Genomic DNA, 17673 nt, shown 5'->3' with positions numbered 1-17673 from the left:
CCCACCCCTCCGATCGACCCTTCCCGACAGGGTAGACCGACCGGCGGCGCGGACGATCAGCCGAAGCGGCCGGAGATGTAGTCCTCGGTGGCCTTCTGGGTGGGGTTGGAGAAGATCTTCTCGGTGTCGTCGATCTCGATGAGCTTGCCCGGTTTGCCGGTCGCCTCGAGGTTGAAGAACGCCGTCTGGTCGCTCACACGCGCTGCCTGCTGCATGTTGTGCGTGACGATGACGATCGTGAAGTCCTGCTTGAGTTCGGTGATGAGGTCCTCGATCGCCAGCGTGGAGATCGGGTCCAGCGCCGAGCACGGCTCGTCCATCAGCAGCACGTCCGGCGACACCGCGATCGCGCGGGCGATGCACAGACGCTGCTGCTGACCACCCGACAGTCCGCCGCCGGGCTTGTCGAGTCGATCCTTGACCTCGTTCCACAGGTTCGCGCCGCGCAACGACTGCTCCGCGATCTCGTCGAGCTTCTTCTTGTCGCGCACGCCCTGCAGCTTGAGTCCGGCCACCACGTTGTCGCGGATGGACATCGTGGGGAAGGGGTTGGGCCGCTGGAACACCATGCCGATGGTCTTGCGCACGCCGACCGGATCGACGTTGGAGCCGTAGATGTCCTCGCCGTCGAGGAGAACCGAGCCCTCGACCCGGGCGCCCGGCGTCACCTCGTGCATGCGGTTGAGCGACCGCAGCACAGTGGACTTACCGCAGCCCGACGGCCCGATGAACGCGGTGACGCTGCGCGGGGGCACCGACAGCCCGACATCGGCGACGGCGTGGAACTTGCCGTAGTAGATGTTGACGTCCTTGAGATCCAGACGCTTGGCCATTCAACGGCTCCCTACTGGTGTGAGCGTCAGCTCGAGTATCTGCTTACGAGGTTCGGGGGGTGTGGTGATTGCGTCGATCGCCACGCTTTCGGTGCTCACTTGTTGCGCACCGTGGTGAAGTGACCGATCACCTTCGCGACGATGTTGAGGATCGCGATCAGCAGGATGAGGGTCAGCGCCGCACCCCAGATCCGGTTGGAGCCGGCGTCGGTGGGGTTGTTCATCTCCGCGACCATCACGCCGGGCAGCGTGCCCATCTCTCCACCGAACAGGTTGAAGTTGATGAACGGCGCGTACCCCACCAGGATGAGCAGCGGTGCCGTCTCCCCGAGGACGCGGGCCAGGGCGAGCATGACGCCGGTGATGATGCCGGGCAGCGCGGTGGGAACGACGATGCGCGCGATGGTCTTCCACTTGGGCACACCCAGCGCGTACGACGCCTCGCGCAGATCGTTCGGCACGATCCGCAGCATCTCCTCCGTGCTGCGGACCACGACCGGGACCATCAGCAGCACCAGCGCGAGCGACACCGCGAACGCCGACTTGGGGAAGCCGAACGTCGCGATCCACAGCGCGTAGATGAACAGCGCCGCGACGATCGACGGGACGCCGGAGAGGATGTCGACCATGAAGGTCGTGAGCTTGCCGAGTCGCGAGTTGCCGGCGTACTCGACGAGGTAGACGGCGACGAACAGCCCGAGCGGAACGGCCAGGACCGCACACACGAGTCCCTGCATGAGCGTGCCGATGAGGGCGTGGTAGATGCCGCCGCCCTCCGCGGAGGCGGACAGTCCGCTGAGCGAGTGCGTGAACCACGTCTGCGACGTGATCGCCGGCAGACCCTTCGAGATCACCGTCCACAGCACCCACACCAGCGGCACCAGGGCGACGAGCACGGACAGGGTGACCAGCACCGTCGCGGTGAGGTCGGTGAAACGGCGGCGGAACCCGACGCCCTGGAAGGCGGGCGCCTTGATCGGCTTGTCGAGAACGCTGGTCATCGGTCAGTCCCGCTTTCCGGCGATCGCGGCGCGAGCGGCCGCGTTGACCACGAAGGTGAGCACGAAGAGGACCAGACCGGCGGCGATGTAGGCGCCCGCCTGGATGTCGTTGTTGAACTCGGCGTATCCGAGCGCGATCTTCGACGCGATCGTCGAACCGGAGTCGTTGAGCGAGAGCCACGAGGCCGAGGCCGAGGTGGTCCGCAGGATCATGTAGAGCGCCATCGTCTCGCCGAGGGCACGACCGAGACCGAGCATCGAACCACTGATGTAGCCGGACTTGCCGAACGGAATGACCGTGGTACGCACCACTTCCCAGCGGGTCGCGCCGAGCGCGAGCGCCGCCTCGACGTGAGCCTTGGGGGTCTGCGCGAACACTTCACGGGTGACCGCCGTGATGACCGGCAGGATCATCACCGCCAGCACGATGCCGGCCGTGAATACGGTGCCACCGCCGCGGATCGAGCCGGTGCCGTCCGCGAAGAACGGGATCCAGCCGAGATGTTCGTTGAGCCACATGGCAACCGGCGCGGCGGCGGGTGCGAATACCAGCAGGCCCCACAGGCCGTAGACGATCGACGGCACCGCCGCCAGCAGGTCGATGACGTACGCGAGCGGACGCGCCAACCGCTTGGGCGCGTACTCGGTGAGGAAGATCGCGATGCCCAGTGCGACCGGCATCGCGAGGATCAGCGCGAACACCGAGACCTTCACCGTCGTGATGAACAGGTCCAGCACACCGAACGCCATGTTGTCGATGTCGGTGGTGTCCCACACCCGACTGGTGAGGAAGTTGGCCTCGTTGCGCTGCAACGCGGGAACCGCGCGCCAGATCAGGAAGATGCCGACAGCCGCGACGAGCAGCGTGATGAAGACCGCGGACCCGGACGCCAGCGACCCGAAGATTCGGTCCGCCGGACGAGTGACCGTCTTGCTCTTCGTTGCCTGTGGGGAAGTGATCGGGGCCTCCGGAATGCCATTCGGACCGCCCACCCCGGCCCCGCCGTCCGCGGGGCCGGAGGCGCGTGGTGTCGACCGTGTGCTCGCGTCAGTCATCTGCGCTCACATTCTCTGTCTGAATATAGATGGGCGGTCCGAGGGCGATGGGTCCGATCAGGCGATCGCGGAGATCGACTCGTTGATCTTGGCGCGGAACGACTCCGGCAGCGGCACGTAGCCCTGGTCGGCGAGCGTCTGCTGGCCCTCGTTCGCGGCGCTGGTCAGGAACGACTTCACAGCGGCCGAGGTGTCCGCGTCGTAGCCCTTGGAGCAGACGATCTCGTAGGTCGCCAGGACCAGCGGGTAGGCGCCGGCCTCCTTGGTGCCGTAGATCGACTTCAGATCGAGGGTGAGGTCACCGGTGCCCGAGCCCTTGAAGGACGCGTTCGCGATGGCCTTGGAGGCCGTCTCCTGCGACAGCTCCACCGGTCCGGAACCGGTGTCGATCTGCGCGGCCGGCAGCTTCTGCTGATCGGCGAACGACTTCTCGACGTAGGTGATCGAGCCGGGCGCGGACGCGACGGCCTGCGCGACACCCGCCGAGCCCTTCGCGCCCTCACCGACGCCGCCCTTGAAGTCGGAGCCGGCGCCCTGGGTCCACGCACCGTTGGACGAGGCCTCCAGGTACTGCTGGAAGTTGTCGCTCGTGCCGGACGAGTCCGAACGCACGATCGGGTTGATCTTCTCGTCCGGCAGCGAGGCACCGGGGTTCAGTGCCGCGATGGCGGGATCGTTCCACTTGGTGATGCCACCGTTGAAGATCTTCGCGGTGGTCTCGCCGTTGAGCACCAGGTCGTCGACGCCGGCGAGGTTGTACGCGATCGCGACGGGGCCGAACACGAGCGGCAGGTTCCACGCGTCGTTGCCGGCGCAGCGCTGCTTGGCCTGCTCGGCCTGGTCACCCTTGATCGCCGAGTCGGAGCCGGCGAAGTCGATCTGGTTCGCGATGAACTGCGTGCGTCCGTCACCCGAGCCGCTGGGGTTGTACGCGACGTTGACGGACTTGCTCTTCTGCTGGCATGCAGCGATGTAGGTCGAGGTGAACTCGTCCATCGCGTTCTTCTGGGCGGACGAGCCTGCGCCGGAGAGCTTGTCCTTGCCCTCGCACGACGCGGTCGAAGCCGACGTGTCGACGGTCGAGGACGCGGCGTTGTTGTCGCTGCCGCATGCCGTCAGGGACATGGCAGTCACGGCACCTACGGCCACCACTCCGAGCAGTGCGCCCTTACGCTCGAGATTCACCCTTGTCCTCCGCTGTTCTAGCGTCTCGCCCGTGATCGGGCGGCATGGGAGGCGCGGCTCCTTGCCGGGTCGCGCCGAGTGGCCCTCTGCCACCCAGGCCAGAAAGGTAGGGGTGCCCGGTAGCCAACTGGACCCCGTTCGGTGAACGGCAGATGAACTCCCAGCAGAAATCTCCCGAGGTGTGGGTCACACCGGACGAAACCGGGACCGGTCAGGCCCCTGCGGCGTACGCGACGTCGACGTGGAAGCGTGCGAATCCGAGCCGTTCGTACGTGTGCAGCGCGGCGGTGTTGTCGCCCTCGACGTACAACAGCACGGTCCCCAGACCGCGGTCGCGCAGATGGTGCAGCCCCGCGAGGGTGAGCACGCGACCGAGGCCGCGGCCCTGCGCGCCGGGGTCGATCCCGACGACGTACACCTCGCCGAGCGCGGGGTTGCCGTTCTCGGGTGCGTGCACCTTGGTCCAGTGGAAGCCGAGGAGACGGTTCGGGTCCCCGGCGGCAGCGTCCTCCGACGGGAACGCGAGGAACAACCCCTGCGGGTCGAACCACGACTCGGCGCGGCGCTCGTCGATCTCGCGCTGCGTCCACGAGCCCTGCTCCGGGTGCCACTCGAACGCGGCGGCATTGACCCGCAACAGTTCCGCGTCGTCCTCGGGGCCCCGGTACGTCCGCAGCGTGACCCCGTCGGGCACCACGAGGTCGGGCAGGTCGGGGGTCGTCAGCGATCGCCGCAGCTGCAGCAGCTCCCGCGCCCCGGCGAGGCCCAGCCGTCGCGCGACGGCGGCTGCCGCGGGCAGGTTGCCGTGCGCCCACACGCGGGTCCCCGGCCCGCCGGCCCGCAGCACCTCCGCCACGAGCCGGGTACCGATTCCGGCTCCGCGCGCCTCCGGGTCCACGACGACCTCCGCCATCGCCGGGTGATCGCCGTGGCCGGGCTCGAGCTGGGCGTAGCCGACCACCGAACCGCGGGCGGTGCACACGAGGTGCCGGGCCGCGCCGGCGCCGGCGACCGCGTGCACGGCCTGCTCGGAAACCGGAGCGGTGCCGTCGGCCGTCGCGGCCCGTGCGATGACGCCGCGAACGGCCTCGACCGGCGGTGAATCGATCCAGTCGAGCTGCTGCGTATCCATCAAAATGCCGATCCGTTGGTGGGTGTCAGGTCAGGGTCGTCCGAATCCGTCTCGTCCGGTTCGACGGCACCGCCGGAGCGACCCGACGAACGCGCCGGGCGCACCGCCTTGTATCCGACGTTGCGGACGGTCCCGATGAGCGACTCGTACTCCGAGCCGAGCTTCGCGCGCAGTCGTCGCACGTGGACGTCCACGGTGCGGGTGCCGCCGAAGAAGTCGTAGCCCCACACCTCCTGCAGCAGCTGCGCACGGGTGAACACCCGCCCGGCGTGCTGCGCGAGGTACTTGAGGAGTTCGAACTCCTTGTAAGTCAGATCGAGGGGACGACCCCGCAGTCGTGCGGTGTACGTCCCCTCGTCGATCACCAGCTCACCGAGCGTGATCTTGCCGGCGGATTCCGGACTGGCCACACCACCGTTGCGGCCGACCAGCAACCGCAGTCGCGCATCGAGTTCGGCCGGTCCCGTGGTCGGAAGCAGGATGTCGTCGAGACCCCAGTCCGAGTTGACGGCGACCAGGCCGCCCTCGGTGAGCACTGCGACGACCGGCACGGCGGAGCCGGTGCTGCCGAGCAGCCGGCACAGGCCGCGGGCAGCCGCGAGATCGGCGCGCGCGTCGACGAGTGCCACATCCGCGGACCCTGCCTCGAGCAGGGACGAGACTTCCGTCGGCGCCGGGCGCACGGAATGCGCCAACAGGGCCAATGACGGCAGCACCGTCTCCGGATTGGGGTCGGAGGTCAGAAGCAGCAGCTCCACTCAACCTCCCTCTCTTGCGCCGCGAATGCCGGCGAAGGGCCGACACCGAGTGGACCGACGTTCTTGTTCGCGCACAGATTAGCGCGAGATCGCACCTTACCGCCGCACCGGTACCGGGCGGGGCCGGTAAGAATGGTGTGGTGCGGAAACTGATCATCGGACTGGTGTGCCTCATCGGACTCGCCGTCGTCGTCGACTTCGGCGCCGCCGCCTACTCCGAGTACCGCGTCTCGCGTGCGCTGCGCGAGGGCGGCTCACTGCCCGCAGACCCCGAGGTCACCATCCACGGCTTCCCGTTCCTCACCCAGGCGTGGAACGGCAAGTACGACAACATCGAGGTCCGCGCCGGGCAGGTGCCGCAGGAGATGATCGGCGACGTGACGATCGAGGCGACACTGAACGGAGTGTCCGTTCCGGCGTCGTCGCTGCTCGACGGGTCGGTCCGCGACGTTCCGGTGGAGCACCTCGAGGGTCGGATGATGATCGACGCCACCGACCTGGGCAAGTTCCTCGGTATCCCCGATCTGCAGGTTTCCGCACCGCCGGCGGACAAGTCCGACGGCACCGGAGGATCCGGCGGATCCGGCTCCCCGACCACCGGCGGCATCGTGTTCACCGGAACCGTGCCGGTGGGTCCGCTGCAGAAGTCGGTCAGCGTGCAGGCCGACCTGGTGCTGCGCGGTGAGCAGTTGATGATCGTGGCGACCGACTTCTACTTCGGGCCCGAAGGCGAGGCCGACTTCACGGTGCCCACCCCGCTGAAACAGGGTGTGCTCGACCTCTTCACCAAGACGATCGACCCGCAGGCGCTGCCGTTCGGGGTCATGCCCACCGACGTGTACGCCGAGGGCTCGCAGATCGTGATCGAAGGAACAGGCGACAACGTGATCATCAACCTGGACGAATTGCAGGCGAAGCTGTGACCGCGCTCGTCGTCCTGGTTGTCGCGCTCGTCGCCACGCTCGTGGTCGGACTCGCCCTCCGCAACCGCTCGGGCAAGGTCCGGGAGTCCGCCCCGGCCACGGTCGACGACGAGCGCCTCACCCACCTCGCCGAGGCCGGTGTCACCGCGACCGGGCGACCGATCGTGCTCCATTTCTCCGCGGACTGGTGCGGTCCGTGCGCCGCGGTGCGGCGCGTGATCGGGCAGGTCCTCACCAAGCTCGCCGCGAACTCCCCCGACGGCTCCGAGGGTCACACGGCCACCGAGATCGAGCTCGACATCGACGAGAACCCCTCCCTGGCAAAGACTCTCGGCGTGCTGTCGCTGCCGACGACGTTCATCCTCGACGGGGAGCTGACCGAACGCTTCCGCATCTCCGGAGTGCCGTCGGCCGGGGACCTCGAGTCGGCCCTCGCTCCCCTTCTCTGACCGGGGCATCCCAAATCCTCGAAAACCAGGTACGCTGCACCACGTGTACGCCAACCATGAGCTGATGCTCACCCGTCGCCGCGCAGTCGACCTGTGCCGCCTCGGTGGTTGTTGCTGTCCCTGCTGTTGATCACGCAGACGGTCGATTCCTCTCTGTATCAGCGTTCTCGCTGACGGGCCCGTCCGTGGTCGGTGAAATCCCGAATTCCGGTCCTTGCCGCGCCGCCGCGCCGGCATGTCACAGCACTCGGTAACCCGCAGGAGCACTTCCCATGTCCAGCCCCACTCTCGAGATTCAGCAGGTCGACGTGCGCGGCCCGCGGTTCGCCGCGTGGATCACCACCGCCGTCCTCGTCGTCGTGCTGGTCCTGTCCACCGTCTCCACCCTCGCGGCCGGGGTGTTACTGGCCGTCCAGGCCGTCATGTTCGCCGTCGGCGCCGTCGCCGGACCCCGTCGCAGCCCGTACGGGCTGCTGTTCGCACGGGTCGTCGCACCGCGGCTCGGCCCCACCGTCGAACGCGAGCCCGTCCCGCCGCTGCGGTTCGCGCAGCTGGTCGGCCTGGTCTTCGCGACCGTCGGCACGGTCGCGTTTCTCCTGGGCGCCGGCCTGGTCGGCGGCGTCGCCACCGGCTTCGCACTGTTCGCGGCACTGCTCAACGCCGCATTCGGTATCTGCCTCGGCTGCCAGATCTACCCGCTGGTCGCGCGGTTCCGCGGCGCGACGCCGCACCCGGCCTGACCGCACCACGACATCTCCACCCGCACGGGTCCCGCATCCGCGCAGCATTCCCACGCTCGTTTCGCACGCCGTTCACGAACCCGAAAGGACAACCCATGGCTCGCTCCGACGTCCTGGTCTCCGCAGACTGGGCCGAGCAGAACCTCAACGCCCCCAAGACCGTATTCATCGAGGTCGACGAGGACACCGCCGCGTACGACGGCGGCCACATCGAGGGCGCGATCAAGCTCGACTGGCGCAAGGACCTGCAGGACGGCGTCCGCCGTGACTTCCTCAACCAGGAGCAGTTCTCCGCCCTGCTGTCCGCGAAGGGCGTCGCCAACGACGACACCGTGGTGCTCTACGGCGGCAACAACAACTGGTTCGCCGCCTACGCCTACTGGTACTTCAAGCTGTACGGCCACCAGGACATCAAGCTGATCGACGGCGGCCGCAAGAAGTGGGAACTCGACGGCCGTCCGCTGTCGCAGGAGACCGTCACCCGCCCGGCCACCGAGTACACGGCCGCCGCGCCCGACACCTCGATCCGCGCGTTCCGTGACGACGTCATCGCCTCGATCGGCTCCGCGAACCTGGTCGACGTGCGCTCCCCCGACGAGTACTCCGGCAAGATCCTCGCGCCGGCGCACCTGCCGCAGGAGCAGGCGCAGCAGCGCGGCCACGTCCCCGGCGCGATCAACATCCCGTGGAGCACCACTGCGAACGAGGACGGCACCTTCAAGTCCGACGCCGACCTCGCAAAGCTGTACGCGGACAAGGGATTCGACGACTCCAAGGAGACGATCGCCTACTGCCGCATCGGCGAGCGCTCGAGCCACACCTGGTTCGTGCTGCAGGAGATCCTCGGCAAGCAGAACGTGAAGAACTACGACGGCAGCTGGGTCGAGTACGGCTCGCTGGTCGGCGCACCGATCGAGTTGGGAGCATAAAAAGCTATGTGCGGAGCACCTGTTCAGACCCAGACCCTGCCTGCCGGCATCGACGTCGAGAAGGAGACCGTCATCACCGGCCGCGTGCTGACCGCTGACGGCCAGCCCGTCGGCGGCGCGTTCGTCCGCCTGCTCGACGGCACCGACGAGTTCACGGCCGAGGTCGTCGCGTCCGCGACCGGCGACTTCCGCTTCTTCGCCGCCCCCGGCGACTGGAAGGTGCGTGCACTGTCCAGCTCCGGCAACGGCGACGTGCGGATCAACCCGTCGAGCGCCGGCGTCCACAACGTCGACGTGACGGTCGCCAAGTAGTCCGACACTCGAAAACACGTGGGGCCCACTCCGATACGGAGTGGGCCCCACGTCGTTGTGTCAGGAGCCGCCCGAGCCGCCCGAGCCGGACGATCCGGTCGATCCTGCCGAACCGGCTGCGGCCGGCGGCTGCAGGGCGTCGTCGCGTGCGAGACCGCTGATCCAGTCGACGAGCCTGTCGCTGTCCCCGAACAACGGCTCGGGGCCGGGAAGCCAGTACAACAGGTGCTGGACAGCACCCAGGAAGATGTACGGCCCCAGGATCAGGTCGACGATGCCGCGGTTGTCCTCGACGAACCCGACCCCCTCCGCGGCCAGCTTGGCGCGGACGACGTCGGCACCCGGGCCGCGCGCCCAGGCATCCAGTGCTGCAATGCGTTCCGGTGTCGCCGTGGCCGTCGCCGCGTCGTCGCGATACGTCTGGTCGGCGACCATCCGCAGCACGTCCAGCAGCGACTCGTCGGACGTGAACCAGTCCTCGCGCGTGACGATGTGCGCGATCGCCCGCGCCGACATGTCCGACACGACACGACCGAAGTCGGCGAAGGTCTGCACCGGGTTCAGGAGGGTGAACCGCATCTGCCCGAGGACCCCGAGCGCGAGTTCGAGGACGGCGATGTCCGGCGGGGCGTCGCACGCGATGTCGTACGGACGGCAGTCGTAGAGGATTTTGCCCTCGAGGGCGCCGTAGTCGACCGGCTCCGACGACATGAACCCGCCACCGCGCGGTCCCGGCTCCCCCAGCGACGGGGTGCCGGCCGGGCGGTAGGGATCGCCGACGAGGGCCACTCCTGCGATGTCGTCGGCGGTGACCGTCGCCGAGGCGTCTCGATGGCCGAGCTCGCGGGCGACCCGTTCGGTGACCTCGGCGCCGACGCTGTACCCGAGCAGGACGAACCGGGTGGCATCGCCGCACTGCGTCTTCTTCTCGTCGAGGATGTGATTGGTCGACGCCACGCCCGCCGCCACCGAGTCCTGATAGGTGGGCACGTCCGCGAACACGCCCACGCCGTACGTCGACGGGTACGGCACATACATCCAGCCGACGGTCCCCGGCTGGTCCCGGTTGGCCTCGCCGAGCGGAACGGTGACGTTCGAGAGCCAGTTGGCCCACGGCACCCGTTCCTTGTCGTCGAAGGGGTCGCGGTCGACGCTCGAGTCGGTGGCCCCGGACACCGCGAGCACGAGGATGTCGGGGCATCCGTCGCCGTAGTTGTCGGGGCTCTTCACCGGACCGTGCTGCGAACCCGAACCCGAGCCCGACGAGCCGGCGCTCTCGGCGGCCGAGGGCGCCACCGATACGAACAGTGACGCCGCGGCGACCGCCCCGGCAAGTCCGGCCACCAACCCACGACGACCCATCGGCACCTCCGACCGTGCGCACCCCCGCAGGCGTGACAGTTCGCGATTCTCACGTTATTTCGGGAGCACCGTACTACCGCGATCGCGGCATCCATCGGCATTCGTCGAGATCGCCGGGTCAAGCACCGATTTCGGACGATCCAGGGGTCCGGTCTAAGATGACCCTCGTGGTCATTTTCTTCGAGGTTCTCCTTGTCCTTGCCGCCATCCTGATCACCTGGTTCTCGCTGTACGTGGTGTACCGGCTGGTCACCGACAAGCCGTGAGCCAGGATCCGGACGCGGGCCCCGATTCGACGCCTGCGCAGCCTGACGACTCCCAGTCGCACGTTGCCCGAGGCAGCGGCGACCGAGCTGTCGCGGCGGCCGAAGAGCGTGCGAAGGAGACGGCGGGTCGCAACATCGCGAACCTGCCCGATCTGCCGCTGCCCGACGACACCGCGAATCTGCGGTTCGGGCCCGACCTGCACCCCGGCATGCTCGCGCTGCTGCCGCTGGTCGGCGTGTGGCGCGGCGAGGGCGAGGGTAACGATCCGGAAACCGGCGACTACCCCTTCGGTCAGCAGATCATCGTCTCGCACGACGGCGGCAACTACCTGACCTGGGAGTCCCGCTCGTGGCGCCTCGACGCCGACGGCGGGTACGTGGGCCCCGATCAGCGTGAGAGCGGCTACTGGCGGGTCGCCGGCGACGGCATCCCCGGCAGCACCAACGAAGAGGTCGTCGAACTCCTCCTCACCCACGCGTCCGGCGTCGTCGAACTGTTCTACGGCCAGGCGCTCACGCAGTCGTCGTGGGAACTCGCGACCGACGTGGTGATCCGCAGCGAGTCCGGCGAGCTGATCGGTGGCGCCAAGCGCCTCTACGGCATCGTCGAGGGCGGCGACCTGGCGTACGTCGAGGAGCGTGTCGTCGCCGACGGCCCCCTCGAGCCGCGCTTCTCGGCGCGTCTGCAGCGCTACATCGGCTGAGCACCACCCCATACACAGCAGCGACCCCCGGGCCCGTCCACTGACGACGCCCGGGGGCTTCGTTTTGTGGAGTTCCGGTCTGGACGTGACCGGAGGGCTCGGGGGTCGGGTAGCTGCCTGGGATTCGCCAGCCGCGGTGCGGTCAGAGCCGAGGGCTCACTCCGCAGGCTCCGCTCACGCGAATTCCGAGAGCATCGTGGCTAGCTGACAGCCACCTCACGTGTCCGTTTGTCATTCAACTTCAGACCACCTCCTTCCTCGTGTACGCCCGAAGCTACGCCCGGCCCGAACACTCGGCAACGGGTTTTTCGGGTGGAAGTGACCCACGGACGAACGAGCCCCGCCCTGGACACTTCCAGAACGGGGCTCATTTCTCGCCGCGATGACCTGAACGGGAGTTCACGGCACGTTTTCGCGGTCGGACCGTGCCGTGAACTCCCGTTCGGCGGTACTAGCTGGCGCTCTTGAGAACGTTGCCGATGATGTCGCCGATGAAGCCGGCCGGGTCGTTGATGATCGCCGAGCCGGCCGAACCGGTCGTGCCGCCCTCCGGGTTGGACGAACCGAAGCCGAGGTCCGCCGAACCAGTGGAAACGGCCTCACCGGGATTCTGCGAGCGAATCTTGACCCAGGCGCCGATGGGATTGAAGTTCTGCGTCGACCCGAAGAGCGATACGTCGAACGCGACACCGCTGTCGTGCACGCTGCCGACCGTGACATCGCGCGGCACCAGGTACGACACCTCGTAGGTCAGCGTCTTGCTGCCGGTGGGCGAGATCAGCCAGCCCGTATCGGACACCGTCACCGCGTTGGTGTTCGCGTCGACCTGGGGAGTGACCTTCTCGGTCGTCTGGCCACCGAACAGGTGCCACGCGGTGACCTGGGCGCTGCCCTGCACGTAGGTGAACCCGGCCGGGTGGTAGTCGGTGATCTTGTTGATGTAGCGCTCGGGATGACCGGTCGTGGAGATCGTGGTCCGGTAGGTCACAACCTGCCCGGGGGCCACCGTGCCGTCGCCGACAACGCGCTTCGTGACACGGATGTTGGACGTGTCACGCGTGGCTTCCTGCGGATAGGTCTCGGGCGCGACGCCATCCGAACTACCGAGGGAACCGAGCGAACCGAGCGAACCGGTTGCCGGTGCGGCGAAGGCCGTACCCGCTCCGAGGCCGATACCACCGGCGACGACGGCCGCGGCGGCAACGGAGGCCGCGATGCGGCGAGACAGAGGTCGAGACATGTACCAATCTCCTTCGTTCGTCCTGACGAGGGGGAAATCAGGATCAGGTAGAACACGTTCCAGAATCGACTCGCCGAACTGCGCATAACACGCACATTTCGGTGAATGCGATCACATGATGCCACCAATTCGGACGTTCGTCCAAAGATGCGGGACAGCAGGTAGTGCCATATTTCAGCCGTCACCGGATGTAACGCCGGACGCGATTCGTACGATCGCCGCCAACAATTAGAACGCGTTACAGTCCAGTCGTTCGAGACCGACTGCCCCGTTAGCAGTGGTCAGGAGTGGCGCGCCGAGTCGGACCCGACACGTTCGCTGACACGGTCCACGGGTACGCCCGCGCCGTCGCCGACCGTCACGACCCAGTCGGCGCGGGTTGTCGGCGGCAGTTGATGCGTGACGAGAACCACTGTGCGGTCCGCGTCGACGAGGGTGGAGTCCCGGTCGAGCAGCGCGCGCAGCATCGCCGCACCGTCGACGGCGTCGAGGTGTTCGGTCGGCTCGTCGAGCAGGAGCACCCGCGCCGGCGAGACCAGCGCGCGCGCCAACAGCAGCCGTCGGCGCTGCCCACCCGAGATCGCCCGGGCCCCGCCGCCGAGCGACGTGTGCACCCCGCGCGGGAGTTGGGACACCCACTCCCCCAACCCCACGGTCCCCAGGACGTCGATGGCCTCGTCCTCGGTGAGGTCTCCACGGGCGACACGCAGGTTCTCGAGCACCGACGTGTCGAACACGTGGGCGTCTTCGGCGAAGAAGCCGATCCGGCGGCGCAGGTCGTCCGGCCGGTTGCGCTCGATCGGCACACCGTCGACCGACACGGTCCCGTCGACCGGCGGCAACAGCCCGGCCAGGGTCATCAGGAGCGTCGTCTTCCCGGCGCCGCTGGCACCGACGACGGCGGTGCGGCTGCCCGGCGCGACGTCGAGGTCGAGTGCTGCTGTCACCCGGTCGCTGCCCGGCCAGCCGCACCGCAGGTCCCGGGCCCGGAGGTGACCGGGCCCGGACGGCACCTCGGTACCCCCGGGCTGCGGTTCACCGGCGCGATCGACCAGGGCGAGAATCCGCCCCGACGCGATCCGCGCCCGAGTCAGCGCGATCGCCGCCGCGGGCAGCACGCTCGTCGCCTCGAACGCCGCGAGCGGAACGAGGACGAGAATCGCCAGCGACATCGGCGTCATCGCCCCGGGGCTCCCGCCGGCCGGTCCGTAGAGGGTGATGCCGATCAGCAGGGACCCCAGCACGCTCGCCCCGATCGCGAGCGGCGTCGCGGCCGCCGCGAACGCCGCCGACATCGTGGCCCGGTCGGTGGCTCGGACGGCGTCCCGGTTCGCGGCCTCGGCGCCGGCCAGGACGTCGTCCAACCGCCCGGCCACCCGCAGTTCGGCGGCGTGGTCGAGGGCGGTCACCGCGGTCTCGCTGAACAGGGCCGTCGCCGTGGCGCTCTCCGACTCGGCCAGGCTCGCGGCCCGGGCCGACAGCCACGGTGCCAGCACCCCCGACACCGCGAGCGCCACCGCCAGCACCATCGCGGCGGCCGGGGAAATCAACCCGAGCAGCACGACGGCGGACAGGGCCAGGATCAGCGAGACGGCGATCGGGACGATGGCCCGCACCACCACGTCGCCGAGTGCGTCGACGTCGGCGCCGGTGCGCGCCAACAGGTCTCCGCGACGCAGACCCGCCGCCGCGGCGGGATCCCCGTCGGCGAGGCGGCGGTAGATCATCGTCCGCGCGGACGTGGTGCCGCGCAGCGCCGCGTCGTGCGTCGCCAGGCGCTCGAGGTAGCGGAAGATGCCGCGGGAGATGCCGAGGGCGCGCACCGCGACCACCGCGACCGACAGGTCCAGCACGGGCGGCATCTGCCACGCGCGCGTGATCAGCCATGCCGACAGCGCCGCCAGCGCGAGCGCGCTGCCGAGCGTCGCGACACCGGCCGCGATCGCGGCCAGCACCCGCCGGGGCTGCAGATCCAGGAGGCGGATCGCCCGCAACAGACCACGATTCATGGGGCACCGACTTCCTGACGGGCCTCGACCTCGATCACCCGGTCACCGGCGGCGAGCACGCTCGGCCGGTGACCCACCACGACGACCGTGCGCCCGGTGCGGGCGAGTGCCCGCAACGACGTCAGCACCGTCCGTTCGGTGTCATCGTCGAGGTGTGCGGTCGGTTCGTCGAGCAGCAACACCGGCCGCGGCGACGCGAGCAGACGGGTGAGGGCCAGCCGTTGACGCTGGCCCAGCGACAGGCCCAGTCCCCCGGCGCCGACCACGGTGTCCCAGCCGCGGGACAACTCCTCGAGCACGGCGTCGAATCCGGTTGCCCGGCACGCCTGCCGGACCAACTCGGAGTCGGCAGCAACGACACTGACGTCGCCCGCGAGCGCGAGGTTCTCTGCCAGCGTTCCCGGAACGATCACCGGATGCTGCGGAAGCCAGGCGATCTGTGCCCACCAACCGGACGGGTCGAGGTCCGCGACGTCCACCCCGGCCACGCGAACCGACCCCTCGTCGGGCGCGGTCAACCCCAGGACCGTCTGCAACGCAGTCGATTTCCCCGACCCGTTGGCACCGGTCAGCACCGTCACCTCACCGGGCGCGCAGCACGCGTCGAGTCGGTACGGGGCCGTCCCCGACCGGGACCGCACACTCACCCCGGCGATTTCGACGACGGCGCCGTCCGCCACGACCACGCCGGTGCCGGACGCGTCCCGGCGCGGCGCCTCGTCGAGCACACCGAAAGCCTTGCCGGCGGCGGCCAGCCCGTCCTCGGCGGCGTGGAACTGTGTGCCGACCATGCGCAGCGGCAGATACACCTCCGGGGCGAGGATGAGCGCGACGATGCCGGGCTCGAGCTCCATGTTGCCGAACACCAGGCGCAGGCCGATGCTGACGGCGATGAGCGCCACCGACAGCGTCGCGAGCAGCTCGAGCACCATCGACGACAGGAACGCCACCCGCAGCGACGACATCGTGGTCTTGCGGTGTGCGTCGCCGAGTTCACGAACCCGCGCGGCCGGTCCGTGCTCACGGCCGAGGGCGCGCAGCGTCGGCAGGCCGGCGATCAGGTCCAGCAATTGCCCCGACAGCCGGGTGAGGGCGGCGAGCGTCTGCTCCGACTTCCCTTTGGTGAGCAGCCCGATCAGGATCATGAACACCGGGATGAGCGGAAGTGTGATGACGACGATCATCGCGGCGGTGAGGTCCTGGAAGGCGATCACCACGAACGTCGCCGGCGTGAGCGTGGCCGCCAGGATCAGCGCGGGCACGTAACCGGTGAGGTAGGGCGCGATGGCGCGCACGCCACGCGTGAGCACGGTCGCGATCTCGTCGCGCCGCGGATCGAGCGTGCGCGGCGGCATCAGGACCGCGGCCTGCAGGACCTCGACCTCGAGTTCCGAGACGACGCGGTTGGCGGACCGGTGCGCGTAGCGCGCGTGCAGCCACGACGCCAGCACCCGCACCGCCACGGCGCCGGCCAGCCACATCAGGTCGGTCCGCCAGTCCGCGATGCTGCGTCGGTCCGAGGTGATGACGCCGGCCAGGATCGTGCCGATCAGGACGGCCGAGACGATCACCATCGCGACGTTGACCGCCGACAGCACCACCGTGAGGATCAGGTAGCCCCGCGCCGATTCCGAGTACTTCCACAGCCGGGGGTCGACGGGCCCCCTGGATCCTGTTGCGCGTCGCCCCGCCCGTCGTCGCGAGCGGGCGGGGCGATCGACCTCGACACTCATACAGCGTTCATCGATCCCGGCTTACGCGGCAGGCCGATCGACGGCGGGATCTGCTTCGTGGACAACCGCTTCCGGAAGACCCAGTACGTCCAGCCCTGGTAGACGAGCACGATCGGCGTGAGAATCACTGCCGCCCAACTCATCACCTTCAGCGTGTACGGACTGGACGACGCGTTCTCGATCGTGAGGCTGTACGCGGGATCCGTCGTGGAGGGCATCACGTTCGGGTACAGCGACGCGAACAGCAGCACCACCGTCGCGATGATGGCGATCGTGGTGAGCGCGAAGGCCCGCCCTTCTCGTTCCGCCCGGGTGAGCGCCACCAGGGCGACGACGGCAACCGCGGCGATCGCCACCAGGATCCACGTCCACCCCTTGCCGTACGCCATCTGGGTCCACAGCACGAACCCACCGGCGATCGGGACGGTCGGGATGGCCAGCTTCTTGGCCAGGTCCGCGGCATCGACGCGGACGTCGTCGGCGGTCTTGAGGGCGATGAAGACGGCGCCGTGCAACGCGAAGACCAGCGCGGTGGTGATGCCGCCGAGCAGCGCGTACGGGTTGAGGAGGTCGAAGAAGCTCGCGGTGACCTTCTTGTCGGCGTTGATCGCGACACCGCGCACGATGTTCGCGAACGCCACACCCCACAGCACCGCCGGCACCCACGAGCCGATCATGATGCCGAGATCGGCCCGCCAGCGCCACTTGTCGTCGTCGATCTTGCCGCGCCACTCGATCGCCACGATCCGAAGAATCAACGCCACCAGAATGATCAAAAGCGGTAGGTAGAACCCGGAGAACAGTGTGGCGTACCAGTGCGGGAAGGCCGCGAACATCGCGCCGCCTCCGACGATCAGCCACACCTCGTTCCCGTCCCACACCGGTCCGATCGTGTTGATGAGCACGCGGCGACGGGTGTCGGTCTTACCCAAGGTCGGCATCAGCATGCCGACACCGAAGTCGAAGCCCTCCAGCACGAAGTAGCCCGTGAAGAGCACCGCGATGAGGATGAACCAGAATTCCTGCAGTCCCATGACGGTC

At 68.6% G+C, this 17673-nt stretch carries 18 protein-coding genes; 7 read left to right on the top strand and 11 right to left on the bottom strand.

Annotated features, from left to right (window positions below):
- Positions 1-56: 56 nt before the first annotated feature.
- The 6 genes from pstB to ABTV10_RS04470 all read right to left on the bottom strand — a co-directional run bounded on the left by pstB (position 57) and on the right by ABTV10_RS04470 (position 5965).
- Positions 57-833 carry a phosphate ABC transporter ATP-binding protein PstB gene (gene pstB, locus ABTV10_RS04495; RefSeq protein WP_499032836.1) on the bottom strand — a complete coding sequence of 259 codons (777 nt, stop codon included), beginning with the start codon at positions 831-833 and terminating at the stop codon, positions 57-59.
- 95 nt (positions 834-928) lie between these two features.
- Complete coding sequence (gene pstA / locus ABTV10_RS04490; RefSeq protein WP_499032834.1) at positions 929-1834, bottom strand: phosphate ABC transporter permease PstA; 906 nt, start codon at positions 1832-1834, stop codon at positions 929-931.
- Positions 1835-1837: 3 nt separating this feature from the next.
- A complete protein-coding gene (gene pstC, locus ABTV10_RS04485; RefSeq protein WP_499032832.1) occupies positions 1838-2890 on the bottom strand; it encodes a phosphate ABC transporter permease subunit PstC in 1053 nt (350 codons plus the stop codon).
- A 57-nt stretch (positions 2891-2947) separates the two neighbouring features.
- The gene (gene pstS / locus ABTV10_RS04480; protein WP_499032830.1) at positions 2948-4075 is read right to left on the bottom strand and encodes a phosphate ABC transporter substrate-binding protein PstS; all 1128 of its coding nucleotides are present in this window, start codon (positions 4073-4075) and stop codon (positions 2948-2950) included.
- A gap of 211 nt (positions 4076-4286) precedes the next feature.
- Positions 4287-5207, bottom strand: coding sequence for a mycothiol synthase (mshD, locus tag ABTV10_RS04475; RefSeq protein WP_499032827.1), 921 nt, complete (start codon positions 5205-5207; stop codon positions 4287-4289).
- Positions 5207-5965 (bottom strand): winged helix-turn-helix domain-containing protein, encoded by a 759-nt coding sequence (locus tag ABTV10_RS04470; RefSeq protein ID WP_499032826.1) that lies wholly within the window; start codon positions 5963-5965, stop codon positions 5207-5209. The genes mshD and ABTV10_RS04470 overlap by 1 nt, the downstream gene beginning before the upstream one ends.
- A 140-nt stretch (positions 5966-6105) precedes the next feature.
- Between ABTV10_RS04470 and ABTV10_RS04465 the strand changes: the two genes are divergently transcribed.
- From ABTV10_RS04465 to ABTV10_RS04440, 6 genes are all read left to right on the top strand, one after another.
- Complete coding sequence (locus ABTV10_RS04465; RefSeq protein ID WP_433610191.1) at positions 6106-6888, top strand: LmeA family phospholipid-binding protein; 783 nt, start codon at positions 6106-6108, stop codon at positions 6886-6888.
- The gene (locus ABTV10_RS04460; RefSeq protein WP_499032823.1) at positions 6885-7337 is read left to right on the top strand and encodes a thioredoxin family protein; all 453 of its coding nucleotides are present in this window, start codon (positions 6885-6887) and stop codon (positions 7335-7337) included. Before ABTV10_RS04465 ends, ABTV10_RS04460 begins: the two co-directional genes overlap by 4 nt.
- A 43-nt stretch (positions 7338-7380) precedes the next feature.
- Positions 7381-7467 carry a putative leader peptide gene (locus tag ABTV10_RS04455; RefSeq protein ID WP_350317252.1) on the top strand — a complete coding sequence of 29 codons (87 nt, stop codon included), beginning with the start codon at positions 7381-7383 and terminating at the stop codon, positions 7465-7467.
- 142 nt (positions 7468-7609) lie between these two features.
- The gene (locus tag ABTV10_RS04450; RefSeq protein ID WP_499032821.1) at positions 7610-8077 is read left to right on the top strand and encodes a DUF4395 domain-containing protein; all 468 of its coding nucleotides are present in this window, start codon (positions 7610-7612) and stop codon (positions 8075-8077) included.
- A 95-nt stretch (positions 8078-8172) separates the two neighbouring features.
- The gene (locus tag ABTV10_RS04445) at positions 8173-9006 is read left to right on the top strand and encodes a sulfurtransferase (protein WP_499032819.1); all 834 of its coding nucleotides are present in this window, start codon (positions 8173-8175) and stop codon (positions 9004-9006) included.
- A 6-nt stretch (positions 9007-9012) separates the two neighbouring features.
- Positions 9013-9318 (top strand): DUF1416 domain-containing protein, encoded by a 306-nt coding sequence (locus ABTV10_RS04440; protein ID WP_280760049.1) that lies wholly within the window; start codon positions 9013-9015, stop codon positions 9316-9318.
- A 60-nt stretch (positions 9319-9378) separates the two neighbouring features.
- Here ABTV10_RS04440 and ABTV10_RS04435 read toward each other — a convergent pair whose 3' ends face one another.
- Positions 9379-10680, bottom strand: a complete 1302-nt coding sequence (locus tag ABTV10_RS04435; protein WP_499032817.1) for a cutinase family protein — start codon at positions 10678-10680, stop codon at positions 9379-9381.
- Positions 10681-10942: 262 nt separating this feature from the next.
- On the opposite strand from ABTV10_RS04435, the gene ABTV10_RS04430 reads away from it, so the two are divergent.
- Positions 10943-11650 carry a heme-binding beta-barrel domain-containing protein gene (locus ABTV10_RS04430; protein ID WP_499032816.1) on the top strand — a complete coding sequence of 236 codons (708 nt, stop codon included), beginning with the start codon at positions 10943-10945 and terminating at the stop codon, positions 11648-11650.
- 451 nt (positions 11651-12101) lie between these two features.
- Here the strand turns inward: ABTV10_RS04430 and ABTV10_RS04425 are convergent, their stop codons facing one another.
- From ABTV10_RS04425 to cydB, 4 genes are all read right to left on the bottom strand, one after another.
- Complete coding sequence (locus tag ABTV10_RS04425) at positions 12102-12890, bottom strand: hypothetical protein (RefSeq protein WP_499032815.1); 789 nt, start codon at positions 12888-12890, stop codon at positions 12102-12104.
- Positions 12891-13171: 281 nt separating this feature from the next.
- Entirely contained in the window at positions 13172-14899 is a 1728-nt protein-coding gene (gene cydC, locus ABTV10_RS04420) for a thiol reductant ABC exporter subunit CydC (protein ID WP_499032814.1), read from the bottom strand.
- Positions 14896-16632, bottom strand: a complete 1737-nt coding sequence (gene cydD, locus ABTV10_RS04415) for a thiol reductant ABC exporter subunit CydD (protein WP_499032812.1) — start codon at positions 16630-16632, stop codon at positions 14896-14898. Before cydD ends, cydC begins: the two co-directional genes overlap by 4 nt.
- Positions 16629-17666: a cytochrome d ubiquinol oxidase subunit II gene (cydB, locus tag ABTV10_RS04410; RefSeq protein WP_499032811.1), complete on the bottom strand. Its 1038-nt coding sequence runs from the start codon at positions 17664-17666 to the stop codon at positions 16629-16631. Before cydB ends, cydD begins: the two co-directional genes overlap by 4 nt.
- Between the last annotated feature and the right edge of the window lie 7 nt (positions 17667-17673).

The organism is Paraburkholderia sp. RHO2 (assembly GCF_050955445.1).
Classification (GTDB): domain Bacteria; phylum Actinomycetota; class Actinomycetes; order Mycobacteriales; family Mycobacteriaceae; genus Prescottella; species Prescottella agglutinans_A.
Note: the sequence above shows the minus strand (reverse complement) of the source record. Positions and strands in the feature narration are given on the sequence as shown.

Bases quoted from the DNA above. Each gene is read 5' to 3' on its own strand.
- pstB (WP_499032836.1), bottom strand. From the start codon at position 833: ATGGCCAAGCGTCTGGATCTCAAGGACGTCAACATCTACTACGGCAAG.
- pstA (WP_499032834.1), bottom strand. From the start codon at position 1,834: ATGACCAGCGTTCTCGACAAGCCGATCAAGGCGCCCGCCTTCCAGGGC.
- pstC (WP_499032832.1), bottom strand. From the start codon at position 2,890: ATGACTGACGCGAGCACACGGTCGACACCACGCGCCTCCGGCCCCGCG.
- mshD (WP_499032827.1), bottom strand. From the start codon at position 5,207: ATGGATACGCAGCAGCTCGACTGGATCGATTCACCGCCGGTCGAGGCC.
- ABTV10_RS04450 (WP_499032821.1), top strand. From the start codon at position 7,610: ATGTCCAGCCCCACTCTCGAGATTCAGCAGGTCGACGTGCGCGGCCCG.
- ABTV10_RS04445 (WP_499032819.1), top strand. From the start codon at position 8,173: ATGGCTCGCTCCGACGTCCTGGTCTCCGCAGACTGGGCCGAGCAGAAC.
- ABTV10_RS04440 (WP_280760049.1), top strand. From the start codon at position 9,013: ATGTGCGGAGCACCTGTTCAGACCCAGACCCTGCCTGCCGGCATCGAC.
- ABTV10_RS04435 (WP_499032817.1), bottom strand. From the start codon at position 10,680: ATGGGTCGTCGTGGGTTGGTGGCCGGACTTGCCGGGGCGGTCGCCGCG.
- ABTV10_RS04425 (WP_499032815.1), bottom strand. From the start codon at position 12,890: ATGTCTCGACCTCTGTCTCGCCGCATCGCGGCCTCCGTTGCCGCCGCG.
- cydC (WP_499032814.1), bottom strand. From the start codon at position 14,899: ATGAATCGTGGTCTGTTGCGGGCGATCCGCCTCCTGGATCTGCAGCCC.
- cydD (WP_499032812.1), bottom strand. From the start codon at position 16,632: ATGAGTGTCGAGGTCGATCGCCCCGCCCGCTCGCGACGACGGGCGGGG.
- cydB (WP_499032811.1), bottom strand. From the start codon at position 17,666: ATGGGACTGCAGGAATTCTGGTTCATCCTCATCGCGGTGCTCTTCACG.